Origin of the sequence: Chitinilyticum piscinae, assembly GCF_015223195.1 — a bacterium.
Classification (GTDB): Bacteria; Pseudomonadota; Gammaproteobacteria; order Burkholderiales; family Chitinibacteraceae; genus Chitinilyticum; species Chitinilyticum piscinae.
In genome coordinates, this window is sequence record NZ_JADFUA010000007.1 from 136,365 (window position 1) to 152,960 (window position 16,596).

Genomic DNA, 16,596 nt, shown 5'->3' on the forward strand with positions numbered 1-16,596 from the left:
CGCTGATGTATGCCGCCAAATGCCTTAAAAGACATTGCCAGCACCCACATACCCCTTAAGCAAGACCCCACCCTGCGCCACGCTTCCACCACAGCCGGTGCGGTGCGACAATACTGCCGATTCTGTTCGATTTCCGGATTTCCCATGCCCTGGCAAGAACTGCGCATCACCACTGACTCCCGCCACGCCGAAGCCCTCTCCGACGCCCTGTTCGATCTGGGGGCCCTCTCTGTTTCCATCGAGGATGCCGCAGCCGGTACCGATGCCGAAAAACCGATTTTCGGCGAGCCTGGCGAGCCGGTGGATCAGCTGTGGGATCACAGCATCGTCGTCGCCCATCTGGACGAAGACATGGATGCGGCCTTGACCGTCATGGCCGCAGCCCAGGCCATCGGCCAAACCTTTGAAAAGGTCGACGTGGTCGAAGTCGCAGAGCAGGACTGGGTACGGCTGACCCAGTCGCAATTCGACCCGATTCCGATTTCGCAACGCCTGTGGATCACGCCGACCTGGCATGCATGCCCCGATCCGGCCGCCGTCAATATCCAGCTCGACCCGGGTCTGGCTTTCGGCACTGGCAGCCATCCGACCACGCGACTGTGCCTGCAATGGCTGGATGCCCATCTACAAGGGGGTGAGACGGTACTCGATTACGGCTGCGGTTCGGGCATTCTGGCCATAGCGGCAAAAAAACTCGGTGCCGGCACCACCATCGGTGTCGATATTGATCCGCAAGCCATGATCGCGTCCGAACAGAATGCCCAGCAGAATAACGTCGAGATTGCCTTCTTCCTGCCCGATGCGGCGCCCGAGGGCCAGTACGATGTCGTCGTCGCCAACATCCTGACCAATCCGCTGAAAGCCTTGGCCCCAATGCTCGCCGGCCGAGTCAGATCAGGCGGACGGATCACCCTGTCGGGCATCCTCAGTGAACAGGCCGAGGATGTCATGACCATCTATCGTCAGTGGTTCGATTTCGGTCCGGTCGCCTCGCACGAAGGCTGGGTGTGTCTATCCGGCACACGCCACTGACCCAATCTGCCAGCGAGTCGCAAAATACCAGGCTGACCGGCTAGAATACGCGCCATGACCCAGATCACCCGCTGCCCCAACTGTGCCACCTCCTTCCGTGTTTCCGACCAGCAACTGGCGGCACACAAGGGCAAGGTCCGCTGCGGCAAGTGCGCGTTTGTCTTCAATGCCCTCAATTGTCTGGTCGAGCCTGAACTCGCGCCACTAAATGCCGACGGCGAACAGTCCACGGCGGCTTCGGTGCCAGCTCCAGCTCCAGCTCCAGCTCCAGCTCCAGCTCCAGCTCCAGCTCCAGCTCCAGCTCCAGCTCCAGCTCCAGCTCCAGCTCCAGCTCCAGCTCCAGCTCCAGCTCCAGCTCCAGCTCCAGCTCTGCAACAGGATGAGGAGCCAGCCACCTCCGTGGCAAGCGCTGCGGCGCAGAAAAAAACTGCACGCCACCACACGACCGAAACCCAGTGGCGCCATAGCGAGTTTGTCCCTCCCCCGGCTCATAAGCCCCGTCGCGGCAGCCGCCGCGCCAGCCTGCCCGATGTTGCGGCACAGGCGACCACCGGAGTCGACAGCATCCCCGCGATCAGTTTTGCGCAGGCTGACGGCGCGAGCAGCCTACCTTCTGGCACTGATTTCAACCCGATCCGCCTGCCCGAGGACGAGGCGCTGTTTGCCCCCGCAGCGGATCGCCGTGGGGAATGGAAGTGGTCACTGCTGTCCGGGCTGATGCTGGCCGTCCTGCTAGCCCAGGGAGCCTTCCTGTTTCGCCAGTCGCTGAGCATGCGCTATCCAGTTCTGCGGCCTTACTTTGTCGAACTGTGCCGGCAGTTCGAATGCATCATGCCGCTGCCCCGCGAGGCCGAGCAACTGAAGCTCGAATTCTCCGAGCTGAATTTCGTTCCCGGCCACAGCAACCTGATCCAGATGACGGCCACCCTGCGCAATCTGGCGCAGTACGAGCAGGATCTGCCCCTGCTGGAACTGACACTGACCGATGACAACAAGCGGGTCATTGCCAAGCGGGTATTCAAACCCGCCGAATACCTGGCCCCGGGCGAAAAACAGCGCACCTCGCTGCTGCCCGCCGACGAGTTACATGCCTTCTTGCAACTGGATCAGGGTGAGGCTCAGGCCACCGATTTTTCTTTGTTCTGGTTTTACAACTAGCAAAGCCTGACGTCCCCAGTCCCCAGATCAGCACTGGCACTTGCCGGCAGACTGGCCTACGCTAAGAAGTAGTTTTCGTCCCTATTTCGGAGGTAGCGTCCATGTCCACCGTTCTGCTTAATGGCACCCCGATCAACGTTGGCGGGCGTTTTCCGCGAGTCGGTGATCCGGCACCCAGCTTCATGCTGGTCGACACCAGCCTGCAGGATGTGGCGCTATCCAAATACTGGCGGCGCAAGAAGCTGATTGCCAGTGTTCCCAGCCTGGATGCAGCGATTGGCCTGCAAATCGCCAAACGGCTTGAGGGGCTGGGGTATGAGCTGGACAACACCATCTTGCTTACCGTATCCGTCGATACCCCCTATGCCTTATCAAGAATCAGTGAAAGCGAAGGCTTTCACAAGGTTCAACTGATGTCGACATTGCGCGGCCGCGATTTTCACAAGGACTACGGTGTTATGATCACGGACGTCCCCTTATCCGGTTTGATGGCAACAGCACTGATTGCACTCGATGCGGACGATGTGGTGGTGTACGCGGAGCTGGTGAGTGAAATCAATAGCGAGCCGAATTATCAGGCCGCAGTGGACGCCCTGCAGCCCCCGCCAGCAGACGAAGAAACCTGATTCAGGCAGCCCGCTTCGGCGGGCTTGCTTTTCGCCGCAATAATCGTTAAATTCAATCGCAAATTTAATTGCAATAGCCACACACTTACTAAGGAGATTGTCATGGCAAGCGTCACCCTCGGCGGTAATCCGGTCAACCTGAACGGCCAGTTCCCGCAAGTCGGCAGCAAAGCACCTGCGTTCACCCTGGTAGGCAAAGACCTTGCCGACGTCGCCCTGAGCCAGTTTGCTGGCCAGCGCAAGATCCTGAACATTTTCCCGAGCGTTGATACCCCTGTCTGCGCCGCCTCAGTCCGCCATTTCAATGTCGAGGCCAGCACGTATGCCAATACGGTCGTGCTCTGCATCTCGGCTGACTTGCCCTTTGCCCAGAACCGTTTCTGTGGCGCCGAAGGTCTGGACAAGGTTGTCACCCTGTCGACCATGCGCGGCCGTGATTTCCTGAATGCCTATGGTGTTGAGATCGCCGCAGGCCCCTTGGCCGGCGTGGCCGCCCGTGCCGTCGTCGTGCTGGATGCAGACGATACCGTGCTGTACAGCCAGCTCGTTCCCGAAATCAAGGATGAACCGGATTACGCTGCAGCCCTGGCTGCATTGGGCTGATTCGCACAGCACAGTCGCAACAGCGCCGGCGCCAGCCGGCGTTGTCGTTTCGGGCCCAAGCCCATGCTCCGGGCCTTCCTGCTATAGTGCCGGCTTGTCTTCCGCCCCAAGCAGCATGTCAACTCGCCCCGTCTGGCCACATCCAGCCTTTGCTCATCCGGCCTTTGTCCCCTTTCGCGCCTTACTCGCAAGATTGCCGGAATTCCCCGAATATGCTGATTGGGAAAGGCTCGGCAGCCCGGTTTGCCTGCCGGCAGGCGCTCCCATCCGCTTCGTGCCGCCGGAGACGATCACCCTCTACTATGAATTGGCCATTGCCTCGGCCGGCACGGTCGCCACACGCCACCACGACTGGCACGACTGCTTCAATGCAGTAATCTGGCATCACTTCCCGCACAGCAAGCTTGCCTTCAACGCCCTGCACCAGCAGGAAATCGAGCGCCAAGGCAGCCTCACCCGCCGCGGACCACGGCGTGATGCGGCCACCCTGCTCGATGAATGCGGGATGCTGATTGCCAGCAGTGATCCGGCATTACTGGACGCACTCGCACAGCGCAACTGGTCAGCCCTGTTCAAAGAAGAACACTGGGGCGTGCAAATCAGCGCAACCATAATTGGTCACGCTACACTGGAAAGCCTGCTCGCCCCCTTTACCGGGCTGACTGCCAAATGCGTTCCGGTACTGGTTCCGGAGGCATTTTTCACCCTGCCGCACACGCAGCAACTGCGGCTGCTGGACCGGACCCTCGCCCGGGCGCTGGCTGCTGGCTGGCTCGAAAGCCCGCGCCAGTTGCCCGTGCTGCCCTGGCTCGGCATTCCGGGCTGGTGGCCACACCAGGATCCCGCCTTTTACGCGGATACGACACATTTCTGCCCGCTACGTGCCGGTGCAGCACACGGAAGCACCGCTGCGGGCAAAAACCCATTAACATTAGCCATCCATAAAGCTGACACACCATGATGGCCGTCAGCCCCCAGATCAAGCGATGCGGAGAACGTGCATGAAACACCCGTGGAAAGCCTTGTGTACCTCAGCCATGCTGGCACTGCTGGCGCAACCGGCACTGGCCGACAAGGTGAAAATCGAATTCTGGACCATGAGCCTGGCTCCCAAGTTCGAGCCCTACTTCAAGGCACTGGAAAAGAAATACGAAGCGGAAAATCCGAATATCGACGTGGTCTGGGTGGATTACCCCTGGGACCAGATCCGCGGCAAGGCCTTTGCCGCCATCGCCGTCAACCAGCCCCCGGCGCTGATCAACTTCAACGTGGAATGGGCATATGACTTTGCCCAGTTCAACAACATCCGCCCGATCGACGATCTGCTGGGTACCGACCGGGATAAGTACAGCCCGGGCGCACTGGCTGACGTGACATTCAAGGGTGGCAAGACCTACGCCTTCCCGTGGTACAACGCGGTATCGATCCTGGCGGTGAACAGCAATATCTTCAAGCAGGCCGGGCTGAACCCGACCCAGCGGCTGAATAACCTCGATGAGCAACTGGCTGCCGCCAAGATCATCGCGGAAAAGACCAAGATCCCGGGGCTGGCACCGCGACTTGGCCAGCCAATCGGTCTGTTCATGGCCGAAGGTCTGCCCATCGTCGAGGGCGGCAAGGCCGTCTTCAATTCCCCCAAACACGTCGAGCTGCTGCGCAAATATGCCGCTGCCTACGCCGCGGGGGCTCTCGCCAAGGACGACCTGTTTGCGGAAGACAGTTTCCAGACCACGATCAAACTGTACAACGCCGGCAAGCTCGCCATGCTGGAAACCCCGCCGACCGCACTGAAGTCGGTGAAGGATGAAGGCAAGGCCGTGTATGGCGTTACCGAAGTGATGCCGGCACCGGCTGGCCCGACCGGCGTGGTCAAGGGCGGCTGGCTGTTCAACTTCGTGGTCCCGAAAAACGTGAACCCGGCCATCCTGCCGGAAGTGGCCAAGTTTGCAAAATACCTTACCAACGATGCCAACCAGCTGGAATTCTCCAAGGCTACCGGTGGTACCTTCCCGTCGGTGCGCCAGGCCGCGCAGGATAGCTTCTTCCAGAAGCTGCCCGCCAATGCCGGCGCGCTGGAAAAGGGTCGCGCAATCGGCGCGGCCTCGCTGGAAAATGTGCGTACGCTGACCCTGCTGGGTGTGGCCAACCCCGATCCGCTGCGCAAGAAGCTGGTCGAGGAAGTCGAATCGGCCGTAACCGGTCGCAAGGACGCAAAAGCGGCACTGGATAGCGCCGCGGCGTTCTGGAACGCCAACATGACCCGCAAATAAGCCCGTCATACGGACAAGAAAACGCCCTCACAACGAGGGCGTTTTCTTTTATACATACCATGCTATGCAGCCACAGCGCTTTATCGATATAGCCTGTAGACACATACCTCATGCGTCGCGATATTTGCTCATCAGCCGTACATAATGCGCGGCCGAGTAGTTGAAGCTCTCCAGCTCTTCCGGGGTCAGATCCCGCACCGCCTTGGCCGGCCGGCCGACATAGAGCTTGCCGGATTCCAGCACCTTGCCCGGCGGCACCAGCGAACCGGCACCGATCATCACGCGTTTCTGGATTACCGCGCGATCCAGGACGATGGTTCCCATACCGACCAGCACTTCATCCTCGATGGTGCAGCCGTGCAAAATCACGCCATGCCCGATCGTCACCCGCGCCCCAATGACCAGCGGCGCGCCTTGCGGATCATCCGGCCGTTTGTGGGTAACGTGCAGCACGGCATTGTCCTGCACATTGGAATCGTCACCAATGTGGATATGGTTCACGTCCCCCCGCAGCACCGCACACGGCCAGACCGAGACATTGCGCCCCAGCTTGACGTCGCCAATGACCTGCCCGGCCTCGTGTACCCATGCCCCTTCGCCCAGCACTGGCGCCATACCGTCAAACTTACCGATAGCCACGCTCTACTCCTTGTCGACTTGATTCAGTCGCGAGCTTAACAGAATCACCGAGATAGCAAAGCCTGCCTGCCCGGCAAATACCCAAGCAAAAGCTGTCACAAAGCTAACACAGGATCTAGGATGAAAAGGATTCAGATGGAGTTTCCAGCATGCATGCTCTTTTTGCCCCCGCGCTGCGTCTTCTGCAGGTATTCCGCTTTCCCCAGAAATTTCTGCTGATTGCCCTGATCATGCTGATCCCGTTGGGCTATGTCTTAACTGGTCAGTTGCGCAGCTATCAGCAGACCATCCATCTGGTCGACAGGGAGCTCGCCGGACTGGAGCTGGCGGTGCTCACACAACAGATCATTGACCAAAGCCAGCGTCATCGCGGCCTGACCACCAGTTTCCTGCAAGGCAAACAGGATTTCGCCGGCGCGATCAGCGACACACAAACCAAACTGACCGCCCTGCTGCAGGAATTCGATGCACTGCAAACCAAACACCAGGAGCAGGCCCCAGTCGGTACACGCTGGGACAGTCTTCGCGCGGGGATCGAAGCGCAACTCAAACAGTGGCAAAGCCGCAAACCCGCCGACAATTTCCGCCTGCATACCGAGCTAATCGCCAGCGAACTGGTCTTTGCCAACGATGTGGCCCAGCTATCGACGCTGTCACTGGATCCTGAAGAAGAAACGTATTACCTGCAGGAGCTCTACTTCAACACGCTGCTCCCGCTGACGGAAATCAGCGGCCAGGCCCGCGGCGCAGGCAGCCGCATCGCCACCGCGGGCACCGCTAGCCAGGCCGATCAAGTACAGATGCACGCCCTTGCCGCGCAGATGCGTTTTCTGGCTGCACGACTTGAAGAAAATCTCGCTCGTGCGATTGCCGGCCAGGGTAATCGCGCCGAACAGCGCCAGGAGGATGCGTCGCGGCTGGCGGCGGCCATCCGGCTGCAGGCTGATGCAATAGACAGCGCGTTTGCCAGTGAAACCCCGCAGATCGATGCAGGCACTTACTTTGCCAGTGTAAGTACGCTGATCGGCCAACAAGGCCACTTCATGAGCAGCATCAGCGACACCATCCGTTCCTCGCTGCTGCCGCGCAAGGCGGAACTCGAGCAGGCACGCTGGATGGCACTCGGCATCAGTCTGGTGCTGGTACTGCTGGCGGCCTATGGCTTCACGGCCATCTATCTCTCCATCAGCGGAGTAGTTCGCCAGCTGCAGCAAGGCAGTGCGGCGATGGCAGCCGGCGACTTGAGCCAGCGCCTGAGCCTGAGCGGCCGGGACGAGTTGCGGCTCGTTGGCGACAGCTTCAACCAAATGGCCGACAGCCTGACCGGACTGATCCGCGAAATACGGACGACTAGTCAGCATGTCGAGCAGAGTGCCGGTCAGCTCGACAGCAATGCCAGCGAGATTGTCAGTGCTTCGCAGCAGCAGGCGAATGCCTCATCCAGCATGGCTGCAGCCATCGAGCAGATTACCGTGAGCATCGCCAATGTTGCCGATCATGCCAGCGAATCATCGCAGCAAGCAAAGCTGGCCGATGCCGAAGTCCGCCGCGGCGAAGACATCATGCAGGCCGTCCTGCACGAGATCAGTGAACTGGCGCAGAACATCGACACGCTGGGGCAGCGCATCGACACCATGCAGGCTCACAGCACCGAAATCGGCCGCATCGTGCAGACTATCAGGGAAATTGCCGACCAGACCAACCTGCTGGCATTGAATGCCGCGATCGAGGCGGCCCGTGCGGGCGAGCAGGGTCGCGGATTTGCCGTAGTGGCCGACGAAGTTCGCAAGCTGGCCGAACGCACCGCCAGCGCGACCCAGGACATCAGCAAGCTGGTCGGCAGTATCCAGACGGATACCGCCGCCGCCGCCGCGGGCATGCAGGATGCCCGCAGCGAAATGCAACGCGGCAGCACACGCGTAGGCGAAGCGACCCAAGCCCTGGTGGTCATCCGCCACAGCGCGGGCAAGGAAAGAGAGGCCGCCGCAGAGATCGACCATGCCATGGCCGAGCAACGCCAAGCCAGTCAGACTGTTGCACAAAGCGTGGAGCAGATTGCCGGCATGGCCAGCAACAATGCGCAGAGTGCCGAGCAGAACGCAGCACTTGCGCAGCGAGTACGCAAGGCCGCGCGCGAACTGGTACAACTGGTTGAACATTTCCGGCTTGCCGGCAACTGACATCACGCCGGCTTTGCCGCCCGTGCGCGGTTGCGGCATGATTAATGTCTCCGTCATTACCGATCGTGCCGTTTGCCCGGCCCGCGACCATGCTGCTTACCCTGCTGCGCAAACGCCCAATCCGTCTGCTGCTGACCCTGCTTGCCGGTGCGCTGCTGCCGGTCGTTCTGCTCACGGCCTTGTGGCTGCACAACCTGCCCAGACTGTCGCCTTGGCATACCGAAGTTCCAGCTGGCGAATATACGGCCCGCAGCTCTATCCGGACACTGGCGGAGTACCGCCAACAGGAAGATCAGTTGTTTGCCGAGGTGGCCAGCCGCATCGTGGCTGCCACACCCGGCGCCGAGCAGCGCCTGCTCAACCGGTATGCCCAGCATTCGCTCGCCAACCCGCTGCATTACGCCCAGAACTGGAACCGCACCATCGAGCTGCCCGGCGGTGCCAATCAGCCGGCCATTCTACTGCTGCACGGGCTTTCCGACTCACCCTACAGCATGCGGGCGCTGGCGCAGGCACTAAACCGGCAGGGCTACCACGTGCTGGTATTGCGCCTGCCTGGGCACGGCACAGCCCCCGCTGCGCTGACCGAATTGGTCTGGGAAGATGCCGCTGCGGCAGTCCGGCTGGCCATGCGCCATCTGGCCGAGCGTCAGCATCCCATTCATATCATCGGATATTCCACTGGCGCCACGCTGGCGGTGGAATACCAGCTGGCCCGCCTGGACGGCGAGGGGCTGCCCGAGATCGCCAGCATGACACTCATCTCGCCAGCCATCGCGGTCACCCCTGCGGCGGGTTATGCCCGCTTCGTCAAGCAGCTGGCGCCAATCAGCGGAATTGGCGCTGCCGCGTGGAGCGAAATCGTCCCGGAGTATGACCCCTACAAGTACAACTCCTTTCCCTTCAATGCTGCCGTACAGATCGACCGTCTGACCAGCCACATCCGGACTGGCATCCAGCGCCACGCTCCCCTCGCTGACTGGCCTGCCACGCAGGTGTTTCTGAGCGCCGTCGATGACACCGTGCTCCCCGAGGCCGCGGTCAGTGAATTTATGGATCGGCTCAAGGGAGCGGGCCACCGGCTGACGATCTTTGATCGCAACCGACGTGCCGAATTGGCGCCGCTGATGCGCAGCGAAGCCGGGGCATGGGCGCAGGCCATGCTTGGCAAGCCCGTGCCGCGCGGCTATGCGATCGAGTTCGTGAGCAACCGTCGCGACACCGCCAGCAACGAAGTGCTGATCGAGGACTACCCGGCTGGGGCAACGGTGCACACCGACCGCTTTGCCGGTTTGAGCTGGCCGGTCGGGGTTTATGCCCTGGCGCATGTCTCGCTCCCCTTTCCGGAAGACGACCCGCTGCTCGGCATCAATGGACAAGCGGCCACGGCCCCGCTCAATCTCAGCCGCCGGCTGGTCGGCGAACGCGGTGTGCTCGATCTTGCTCCGGCCAGCCTGCTCCGCCTGCGCTACAACCCCTTCTATCCGCTTGTCGAAAACGAGATATCGGCATTTATCGCCCAGCACTCGGCAACGGGTCACTTACCGTAACCGGTCGACAGCCCAGCGCGCAGACCCAAACGCCCGAATAATTGGCACCCGGTGCGGCCCGTAGTGAGGCCGCGCACAGCCCCCTTCAGCCAGCCTGCTCTGCCGGGATGCAATCTGCTACGATGCCGACATCAACTTTCTCAAAAAGCAATATTCATGAAGGCAATTATCGGGGTTTCTCTGGCCCTAGTGTTCAGCACAGTACTCAGCGGTTGCGACCGCCTGCAGCAAGCTCGCGATAGCGCGGCCAGCGCAGTCACACAGGCCGGCCAGGCCATGCAGAACAAGGCCGGGGTGAATCCGGCCGACAAGATGAATGGCTACCTTGATGTGATCGAACTGGCCGGCAGCATCCGCGCAGGCGATGCCAATGGCAATCGGCAAAATCATTTCCTGACCCATACACTGAGCCGTCTCGAGCAAAGCAATGACATGATTGCCGAAATGAGCAACGCACAGGGTGAACCGATCCGCAGCAAGGTGTTCAGCATGCCCAACCATGGCATCAGCGTCAGCCTGAAAGTCATGAGCCCGATCAGTAGTGATAGCGTGAGCAACTATGCGGAAGCCATCAAGACACTACGCGCCATGCAGCCGGCCTATCCCAAGGCTGACGAGATCGCCGGCCAGCTGCCGGCGGCCCTGCAGGCGGCAGCACAAGCACACAACAAGCTGCTCGATTACTACAAGAGCGAAGCCTACAAGCTTGATGATCTGGCCCAGGCCAAGACCCTGCATCGCGACTTCCTCAGTGCCTATGCCGCACTGGCGGCCTTGAATGAGCAATTGTCAGCCGAGCGCGAAATCGTTTACGCCCAGATGCACCAGCAAGAACTGGCCGAGCTCAGAAGCAGCGGGCAAAAAGCACTGCTGAGCGTTTTTGAAACGCACGATGCCGCCACCGCACTGGTCGAGCAGATGATTGATCTTCACAACAAGGGGCAACTGGCCCGCCATCCCCGCGAGCAGTTGAGCCAGCAAATCGACCGGCTTGAGCAGTTCGCCGCGCAGACGGAAGCCATGGCCAACGATCCGGCCCAGCTGAAAACCGAAGACCTGAAACAGTACGAACTGGAAAATCTGGCACGCGAAACCCGCATGCTGATCGTGCAGGCACGCCTGCTGGAACGCTCACTGAGCAAATCCGGACAGGCGTTGCAATATCTTGAGCGCATGGACCAGATTCGCGGCACGATCATCAATCACTACAACCAGATCGTTTCCTGATGAACCGGCAGCACACGCTGCCTGCTGCCATATGGCACAGCAGCCAGGCAATCCTGCTGCTGGTCGCGCATCTGATCCTGCTGGGACTGGTCGCACCGCAACTGCCCTTCTTGCTGCTTGCCGCGTTCTGGCCCGATGCGCTGCCATACATCACGACGGGCTGCCGTACGGCGCTGGGCAGCCTGCTGGTATTGCTGTTGCTAGGCTGGCACTACCGTACACGGCGCAGCGCAATCTCCAACTCCAGGCCTGAATGGTGGCCGTTCGCGGACCGGTTGATGCAGGCTCTGGCAGTCATCCTGACCCTGATCCTGCTGGGGGCATGGCTACTGGGTACGCGGGAATGGTTTACCCGCCCCGACGCCCGCAGCAGCCTGCCCTTCCCCCTGCTGATCCAGATTGCCTGTCTGGCCGGGCTGGCCGCACTCTGGCCACAAACCGGCGCAGTCCGCCCGCGCCAGCTAGCCCTGCTGATTGCGGTTCTGAGCCTGCTGTTTGCCACATTCAGCCAGCAGTTTGGCTGGCACCTGGACTACGAAAGCTGGATCAGGCACGGCATGCCCTGATCGCTCAGGCCACTTCTGGATTGCGCCGGAAGTGCATACAGAAACAGAGCGCGAACCGATGCAGATTGCTTCAGAGCTCAAGGACTGGCATGACTGCGGCAGGTTTCGCACAGTAAAGCAAAGCGGCTGGCGCGACGGCCGCCACCGGGCCAATGGCTCCAGACATAGCGCCGGGCGGGCGCGCTGCGGCCCTGAAAGAGGATGAATGCCGCAGGCAGGGGAGTCTGCACATAGCTTTCCTCGGGAATATCGCGCGGCTGGCGGCCGATTTCGTGCGTGCGCCGCTCGGCCCAGCCCATCACGGCAACGGTTTCCAGTTCGACCGACTCGATCTGCTGCCAGCGCAAGCTGCCATGCCGCAGACTGCGGATGCCGGCAGCGCTGACCACGACACGATCCAGATAGGCAATCGCCAGACCGGCCGCGTACAGCAGGCAAATCACGCCAAACAGAAACAGCCACACGGCATCACGCAACTGCAGTGCGGCGGGCACCGCCGTCATCAGGCCCACGAGCAGCAGCCAGAAGAACAGCCCGCCCTGTTCCTGCATCGGATAAAACACCGCGCCCTTGCGCCAGACGTGCGCAGGATAAACCGGCGCACTTGCGGCGGCGGGCAGATAGCCCAGCAATCGGCCCAGTTCGGTGCGGAAGTGCACGCCGGGATCGCTGTCATCACCCCATCCCGTACGGTCGGGGAAACTCAGCATGCGCAGTGTCGGCTTGCCGGGCGCATCAAGGTAGAGCACGGCCTGAATGGCATCGGCCAGATTGCGGGTCTGTGCATGGCCGAATCCCGCCATCATCTGCAACTCGACCCGCATCGTCAGCGCATCCCAGCGCCATGACTCGCCACTTTCCAGCCGCAAGCCTGTGTGATCGAAGCGCAACGCCAGCTCGGGTGGCGAATGCCGATAGCCATAAATGCCGACCAGCAGCCACGCCAGGGGGATCAGCAGCAGTACAGCCGCTCCCTGCAGGCTCAGCAGCGATCCACCGCCAAGCAGATACGAGCCGCCATCAATCATCACGAAGATCAGCGCAGGCAAAAACAGCACCAGCCCGACAATCAGCACCAGCACCGAGTACTGATCCAGCAACTGCTGCAGTGGCGTCATGCACTGCACACTGAGCCGCCCTTCCCTGTGCCCGCCAGGCAAATCACTTCCCTGCGCCTGTTTTCTCCTGCTCTTGCTCATGCCTTATTTCCTGAATCGGGCCTGCCAAAACGCCGCAGCGCATCCTCGCACAGAGCACTCAGATCGGCCGCGCGCCGGCTGCCAATCAGCAGCTCAGGCCACGACCAGCGCAGCGGCGCGCGACTGGCATCATGAAAGTGCAGCAGCACGCTGTACTGATCAGCCCCCTGCGAAAGATCGGTCACCTCCGCATCCACCGCGCGGATGTCCTGCCAGCTCACCCGGCCATACACGCGACTGCTAAAGCCCGCCTCGTCAAAATCGACCGTGTCGTTTTGCTGCACGATCATCACCCCCACGCCCGCAAGCATGCACAGCATCAGTAACGATACAGCCAGCCAGTCGGGAACCGCAGGCCCCAGCGCCTGCAGAACAAACATCCCCGCAAAACACAGCAGCAAGGTCAGGACGAAGGCTGCCAAAGAACGCCAGCCCGCCCCCACCGGTGCTCGCTCGGCCATCGGGTGCCAGCGCGCACCGCGCTCCCACGGTAGCCAGCTTTGCCAGCGCCGCCAGCCCCCTGCCTGCACGCCGCCCGGCAGGGGCCAGTCAAACTGGCGGCTGGCAAACGCACCGGCCGGCAGCAGTCGCTGCAGGGCCGCCAAGTGCGCCAGCAGCTCCGGATTACTGTTCCGATCCAGGCTGAACTGCCGCTCGGGCTCGCCGGGGAGCCGCAGCCAGAGCCGCGCCTGCCGCACCGTTGCCGCACGACGGGTCGGAGCACCAACGGCATTGGTCAAACGCCAGCGTAGCCGGACATCGCCCCAGGGTATCGGGCTACAATCGCCCAATTGAAGGGCTGTGGACGTATACATCAGTGGGGTATCTTCAATGCGGGGCGCCAGCCAGAATAGCAGCCCGACACCAGCCGTGCCGCCGCCCAGCCACAGCCACCACGGCCGCCCGAAAGAAGGCAGCACCCGGTCACCAAGCAGCCACAGCATTACCCCATTGAGCGCAATCAGCACGAACACCAGCAAGGCTGCGCCCAGCAGCTTTTCCAGCCGCTCGCTGGCGGGAGTGACGGGCTGCAGTTGCAGGGTGCCGGCCACAAGAGCGGGTTGCGGGGGCTTGGTGCGCTTTCTGGCGGGCATGCGCTTCCGTGACAGGATCGTGATTCGGGCTGTCGATTATGCCATTAGCGGTGCGCTTGTTTTTGCTGCCACCAGCCCCATGTAATTGAGATCACCCAAGCTGCCGAGTTACCCGCCATGAGCACTGCCAACCCGCTTCTCGATTTTTCCGGCCTGCCGCGCTACGCCGAGGTCAAACCCGAACACGTCAACCCGGCACTGGACGAGCTGCTGGCCGCTGCGGAAACCGCCGTAAAACACAGCGAATCCGTCGTAGATTCCGGCGATATCCGCTGGGATACCTTTGTTGCCCCCGGCCACGATGCGATGGAACAGCTTGGCCGTGCCTGGGGCGTGGTTGCGCATCTGGAATCAGTCGTTTCCAGCCCGGAACTGCGCGAGGTGTACAACGCCAACATTCCGCGCATTTCCAATTTCTACACCGAGCTGGGCCAGAACGAAAAGCTCTATGCCGGCTACAAGGCGCTCTTGGCCAGCGGTGAATTTGCCGGTTATTCGCAGGCTCGCAAGACCATCGTCGAACACGCGGTGCGCGACTTCAAACTCTCCGGTGCCGAGCTGCCGGACGCGCAAAAGCAGCGCTATGCCGAGATCGCCGAAAAGCTGGCCGAGCTGACCACCCGCTTTGCGCAGAACGTGATGGATGCTACCGACGACTATGCGCTGTATATCGATGAAGCCAGCGAACTTGATGGCGTACCGGCCGATACCCTGGCAGGTTTCAAGGCGGCCGCCGAGACTGAGGGCAAGAGCGGCTTCAAGATCACGCTGAAGATGCCGTCCTACCTGCCCATCCAGCAATTCGCCTGCAACCGCGGCCTGCGCGAAAAGCTCTACCAGGCCTATGTGACGCGAGCGTCCGAATTCGGCCCGACTGAGCGCGACAACACGCCGCTGATTCATGAAATCCACCAGCTGCGTCAGGAAGCCGCGCAGCTGCTCGGTTTTGCCACCTTCGGCGAAGAATCGCTCGCGACCAAGATGGCCGATACGCCGTCAGAAGTGCTGGTTTTCCTGCGCGACCTGGCGGTACGCGCCAAGCCCTATATGCTGGAAGACCGCGCCGAGATGGAAGCCTGGGCCAAAGAGAAATTGGGCTACGACCAGCTGCAACCCTGGGACGCGGCCTTTATCGCCGAACAGATCCGCGAAGCGAAATACGCGTTTTCCGAGCAGGAAGTGAAGCAGTATTTCACCGAGCCTACGGTGCTGGCCGGTTTCTTCCAGCTGGTCGAGCAGCTCTACAGCATCCGTTTTGTCGCCGAAGACGCGCCGATCTGGCATCCGGACGTGCGCTACTACCGGCTGGAAAACCTTGATGGCAGTCCAGTCGGCGGCATCTACATGGACCTCTACGCGCGCGAAGGCAAGAAAGGCGGCGCGTGGATGAACGACGTGCGCGGCCGCCACAAATTCGACGATGGCCGCGTGCAGACACCGATCGCGCTGATCGTCTGCAATTTCGCCAAGGGCGTCGACGGCAAGCCGGCGCTGTTCCCGCACGACGACGTGATCACCCTGTTCCACGAAATGGGCCACGCGCTGCACCACCTGCTGACCGAAGTCGACGAACTCAGCGTCTCCGGCATCAACGGCGTCGAATGGGACGCGGTCGAGCTGCCCAGCCAGTTCATGGAAAACTTCTGCTGGGAATGGCAGGTACTGCCGCAGCTCACCCGCCACATCGACAGCGGCGAATCCCTGCCGCGTCCACTGTTCGACAAGATGCTGGCAGCCAAGAACTTCCAGTCCGGCAGCTTCATGCAGCGCCAGCTGTATTTCTCGATCTTCGACATGGAACTGCACCAGCGCCTGCCCGCGCAGAACGTGGTCGAACTCGCGCGCGAAATCCAGCTGGAACTCGGCATCCCGCTGCCGCCGGACTACAACCGCTTCCCGCAATCGTTCAGCCACATTTTCGCTGGCGGCTACGCAGCGGGCTACTTCAGCTACAAGTGGGCCGAAGTACTCAGTGCCGACGCCTATGCGGCCTTCGAGGAAGCCGCCGCAGCCGGCGAGCCGATTGTGAACCCGAAGGTCGGTGCGAAGCTGCGCAGCGAAATTCTCGCTCGTGGCGGCGAGCGTGACGCGCTCTCCAACTTTGTGGCCTTCCGCGGCCGCAAACCGCAGATCGACGCGCTGCTGCGCCATACCGGGTTGGCGAAATAATTCGTCGCATCACTCCACAACAAAACAGGCAGCCTTGGCTGCCTGTTTTGCTTTCAAACGTGAAAGCTGGCACAGTATTCACAAGAACTTCGCCCATCTCCTCTCCTACTATGCCTCTATCTTTCAAACGATTAGCTGTCCAGTCCCGCTCGATTGATTACACGCTTTTTGAATAACTCGGGCCTTTGCTTCTGCCAATGCTTCATCGCTTGAAGGGGGGATTGGTGCTGTAGCGCCCGCTGTGGCAAATGCTGGTTATAGAGCCAGACATAACGCGTCAGCG

15 protein-coding genes and 2 pseudogenes are annotated in these 16,596 nt (G+C 61.2%); 12 read left to right on the forward strand and 5 right to left on the reverse strand.

Features of this window, described 5'->3' with window-relative positions:
• Positions 1–144 precede the first annotated feature (144 nt).
• Positions 145–1,032, forward strand: a complete 888-nt coding sequence (gene prmA / locus INR99_RS12720) for a 50S ribosomal protein L11 methyltransferase (RefSeq protein ID WP_194116718.1) — start codon at positions 145–147, stop codon at positions 1,030–1,032.
• Positions 1,033–1,086: 54 nt separating this feature from the next.
• Positions 1,087–1,191, forward strand: a pseudogene (locus INR99_RS17940) (MJ0042-type zinc finger domain-containing protein); the annotation flags it as partial.
• A gap of 13 nt (positions 1,192–1,204) precedes the next feature.
• Here the strand turns inward: INR99_RS17940 and INR99_RS17465 are convergent.
• On the reverse strand, positions 1,205–1,438 hold the full coding sequence (locus INR99_RS17465) for a hypothetical protein (protein ID WP_228098294.1): 234 nt from the start codon (positions 1,436–1,438) through the stop codon (positions 1,205–1,207).
• Between INR99_RS17465 and INR99_RS17830 the strand changes: the two genes are divergently transcribed.
• From INR99_RS17830 to INR99_RS12745, 5 genes are all read left to right on the forward strand, one after another.
• Complete coding sequence (locus INR99_RS17830) at positions 1,432–2,190, forward strand: DUF3426 domain-containing protein (RefSeq protein WP_308431491.1); 759 nt, start codon at positions 1,432–1,434, stop codon at positions 2,188–2,190. The genes INR99_RS17465 and INR99_RS17830 overlap by 7 nt on opposite strands.
• Positions 2,191–2,291: 101 nt before the next feature.
• Complete coding sequence (gene tpx, locus INR99_RS12730; protein WP_194116720.1) at positions 2,292–2,816, forward strand: thiol peroxidase; 525 nt, start codon at positions 2,292–2,294, stop codon at positions 2,814–2,816.
• Between the two features lie 102 nt (positions 2,817–2,918).
• Positions 2,919–3,419 carry a thiol peroxidase gene (tpx, locus tag INR99_RS12735; RefSeq protein ID WP_194116721.1) on the forward strand — a complete coding sequence of 167 codons (501 nt, stop codon included), beginning with the start codon at positions 2,919–2,921 and terminating at the stop codon, positions 3,417–3,419.
• A 115-nt stretch (positions 3,420–3,534) separates the two neighbouring features.
• Positions 3,535–4,380, forward strand: coding sequence for a DUF3025 domain-containing protein (locus INR99_RS12740; protein ID WP_194116722.1), 846 nt, complete (start codon positions 3,535–3,537; stop codon positions 4,378–4,380).
• A gap of 40 nt (positions 4,381–4,420) precedes the next feature.
• Positions 4,421–5,689 carry an ABC transporter substrate-binding protein gene (locus INR99_RS12745; protein ID WP_194116723.1) on the forward strand — a complete coding sequence of 423 codons (1,269 nt, stop codon included), beginning with the start codon at positions 4,421–4,423 and terminating at the stop codon, positions 5,687–5,689.
• Between the two features lie 108 nt (positions 5,690–5,797).
• Here INR99_RS12745 and INR99_RS12750 read toward each other — a convergent pair whose 3' ends face one another.
• Complete coding sequence (locus tag INR99_RS12750; RefSeq protein ID WP_194116741.1) at positions 5,798–6,304, reverse strand: gamma carbonic anhydrase family protein; 507 nt, start codon at positions 6,302–6,304, stop codon at positions 5,798–5,800.
• A gap of 173 nt (positions 6,305–6,477) precedes the next feature.
• Here INR99_RS12750 and INR99_RS12755 point away from each other — a divergent pair, with 173 nt between their 5' ends.
• The 4 genes from INR99_RS12755 (at position 6,478) to INR99_RS12770 (ending at position 11,851) form a co-directional block, all read left to right on the forward strand.
• The gene (locus INR99_RS12755) at positions 6,478–8,508 is read left to right on the forward strand and encodes a methyl-accepting chemotaxis protein (RefSeq protein WP_194116724.1); all 2,031 of its coding nucleotides are present in this window, start codon (positions 6,478–6,480) and stop codon (positions 8,506–8,508) included.
• 44 nt (positions 8,509–8,552) lie between these two features.
• Positions 8,553–10,058, forward strand: a complete 1,506-nt coding sequence (locus tag INR99_RS12760; RefSeq protein WP_194116725.1) for an alpha/beta fold hydrolase — start codon at positions 8,553–8,555, stop codon at positions 10,056–10,058.
• A 156-nt stretch (positions 10,059–10,214) separates the two neighbouring features.
• Positions 10,215–11,285 (forward strand): DUF3829 domain-containing protein, encoded by a 1,071-nt coding sequence (locus INR99_RS12765; protein WP_194116726.1) that lies wholly within the window; start codon positions 10,215–10,217, stop codon positions 11,283–11,285.
• Complete coding sequence (locus INR99_RS12770; RefSeq protein ID WP_194116727.1) at positions 11,285–11,851, forward strand: hypothetical protein; 567 nt, start codon at positions 11,285–11,287, stop codon at positions 11,849–11,851. Before INR99_RS12765 ends, INR99_RS12770 begins: the two co-directional genes overlap by 1 nt.
• A gap of 77 nt (positions 11,852–11,928) precedes the next feature.
• On the opposite strand, the gene INR99_RS12775 is transcribed toward INR99_RS12770, so the two are convergent.
• Together INR99_RS12775 and INR99_RS12780 are read right to left on the reverse strand one after the other, a co-directional pair.
• Positions 11,929–13,050 carry a hypothetical protein gene (locus tag INR99_RS12775; protein ID WP_194116728.1) on the reverse strand — a complete coding sequence of 374 codons (1,122 nt, stop codon included), beginning with the start codon at positions 13,048–13,050 and terminating at the stop codon, positions 11,929–11,931.
• Complete coding sequence (locus INR99_RS12780) at positions 13,047–14,144, reverse strand: hypothetical protein (protein WP_194116729.1); 1,098 nt, start codon at positions 14,142–14,144, stop codon at positions 13,047–13,049. The genes INR99_RS12775 and INR99_RS12780 overlap by 4 nt, the downstream gene beginning before the upstream one ends.
• A 117-nt stretch (positions 14,145–14,261) precedes the next feature.
• Between INR99_RS12780 and INR99_RS12785 the strand changes: the two genes are divergently transcribed.
• The gene (locus INR99_RS12785) at positions 14,262–16,313 is read left to right on the forward strand and encodes a M3 family metallopeptidase (RefSeq protein ID WP_194116730.1); all 2,052 of its coding nucleotides are present in this window, start codon (positions 14,262–14,264) and stop codon (positions 16,311–16,313) included.
• Positions 16,314–16,444: 131 nt separating this feature from the next.
• Here INR99_RS12785 and INR99_RS17475 read toward each other — a convergent pair.
• Positions 16,445–16,596: pseudogene (locus INR99_RS17475) on the reverse strand (IS481 family transposase); the annotation flags it as partial.

Excerpts from the sequence above, each read along its gene's own strand:
- prmA (WP_194116718.1), top strand. The coding sequence starts at position 145 with ATGCCCTGGCAAGAACTGCGCATCACCACTGACTCCCGCCACGCCGAA.
- tpx (WP_194116720.1), top strand. The coding sequence starts at position 2,292 with ATGTCCACCGTTCTGCTTAATGGCACCCCGATCAACGTTGGCGGGCGT.
- tpx (WP_194116721.1), top strand. The coding sequence starts at position 2,919 with ATGGCAAGCGTCACCCTCGGCGGTAATCCGGTCAACCTGAACGGCCAG.
- INR99_RS12740 (WP_194116722.1), top strand. The coding sequence starts at position 3,535 with ATGTCAACTCGCCCCGTCTGGCCACATCCAGCCTTTGCTCATCCGGCC.
- INR99_RS12745 (WP_194116723.1), top strand. The coding sequence starts at position 4,421 with ATGAAACACCCGTGGAAAGCCTTGTGTACCTCAGCCATGCTGGCACTG.
- INR99_RS12750 (WP_194116741.1), bottom strand. The coding sequence starts at position 6,304 with ATGGCGCCAGTGCTGGGCGAAGGGGCATGGGTACACGAGGCCGGGCAG.
- INR99_RS12755 (WP_194116724.1), top strand. The coding sequence starts at position 6,478 with ATGCATGCTCTTTTTGCCCCCGCGCTGCGTCTTCTGCAGGTATTCCGC.
- INR99_RS12760 (WP_194116725.1), top strand. The coding sequence starts at position 8,553 with ATGTCTCCGTCATTACCGATCGTGCCGTTTGCCCGGCCCGCGACCATG.
- INR99_RS12765 (WP_194116726.1), top strand. The coding sequence starts at position 10,215 with ATGAAGGCAATTATCGGGGTTTCTCTGGCCCTAGTGTTCAGCACAGTA.
- INR99_RS12770 (WP_194116727.1), top strand. The coding sequence starts at position 11,285 with ATGAACCGGCAGCACACGCTGCCTGCTGCCATATGGCACAGCAGCCAG.
- INR99_RS12775 (WP_194116728.1), bottom strand. The coding sequence starts at position 13,050 with ATGAGCAAGAGCAGGAGAAAACAGGCGCAGGGAAGTGATTTGCCTGGC.
- INR99_RS12780 (WP_194116729.1), bottom strand. The coding sequence starts at position 14,144 with ATGCCCGCCAGAAAGCGCACCAAGCCCCCGCAACCCGCTCTTGTGGCC.
- INR99_RS12785 (WP_194116730.1), top strand. The coding sequence starts at position 14,262 with ATGAGCACTGCCAACCCGCTTCTCGATTTTTCCGGCCTGCCGCGCTAC.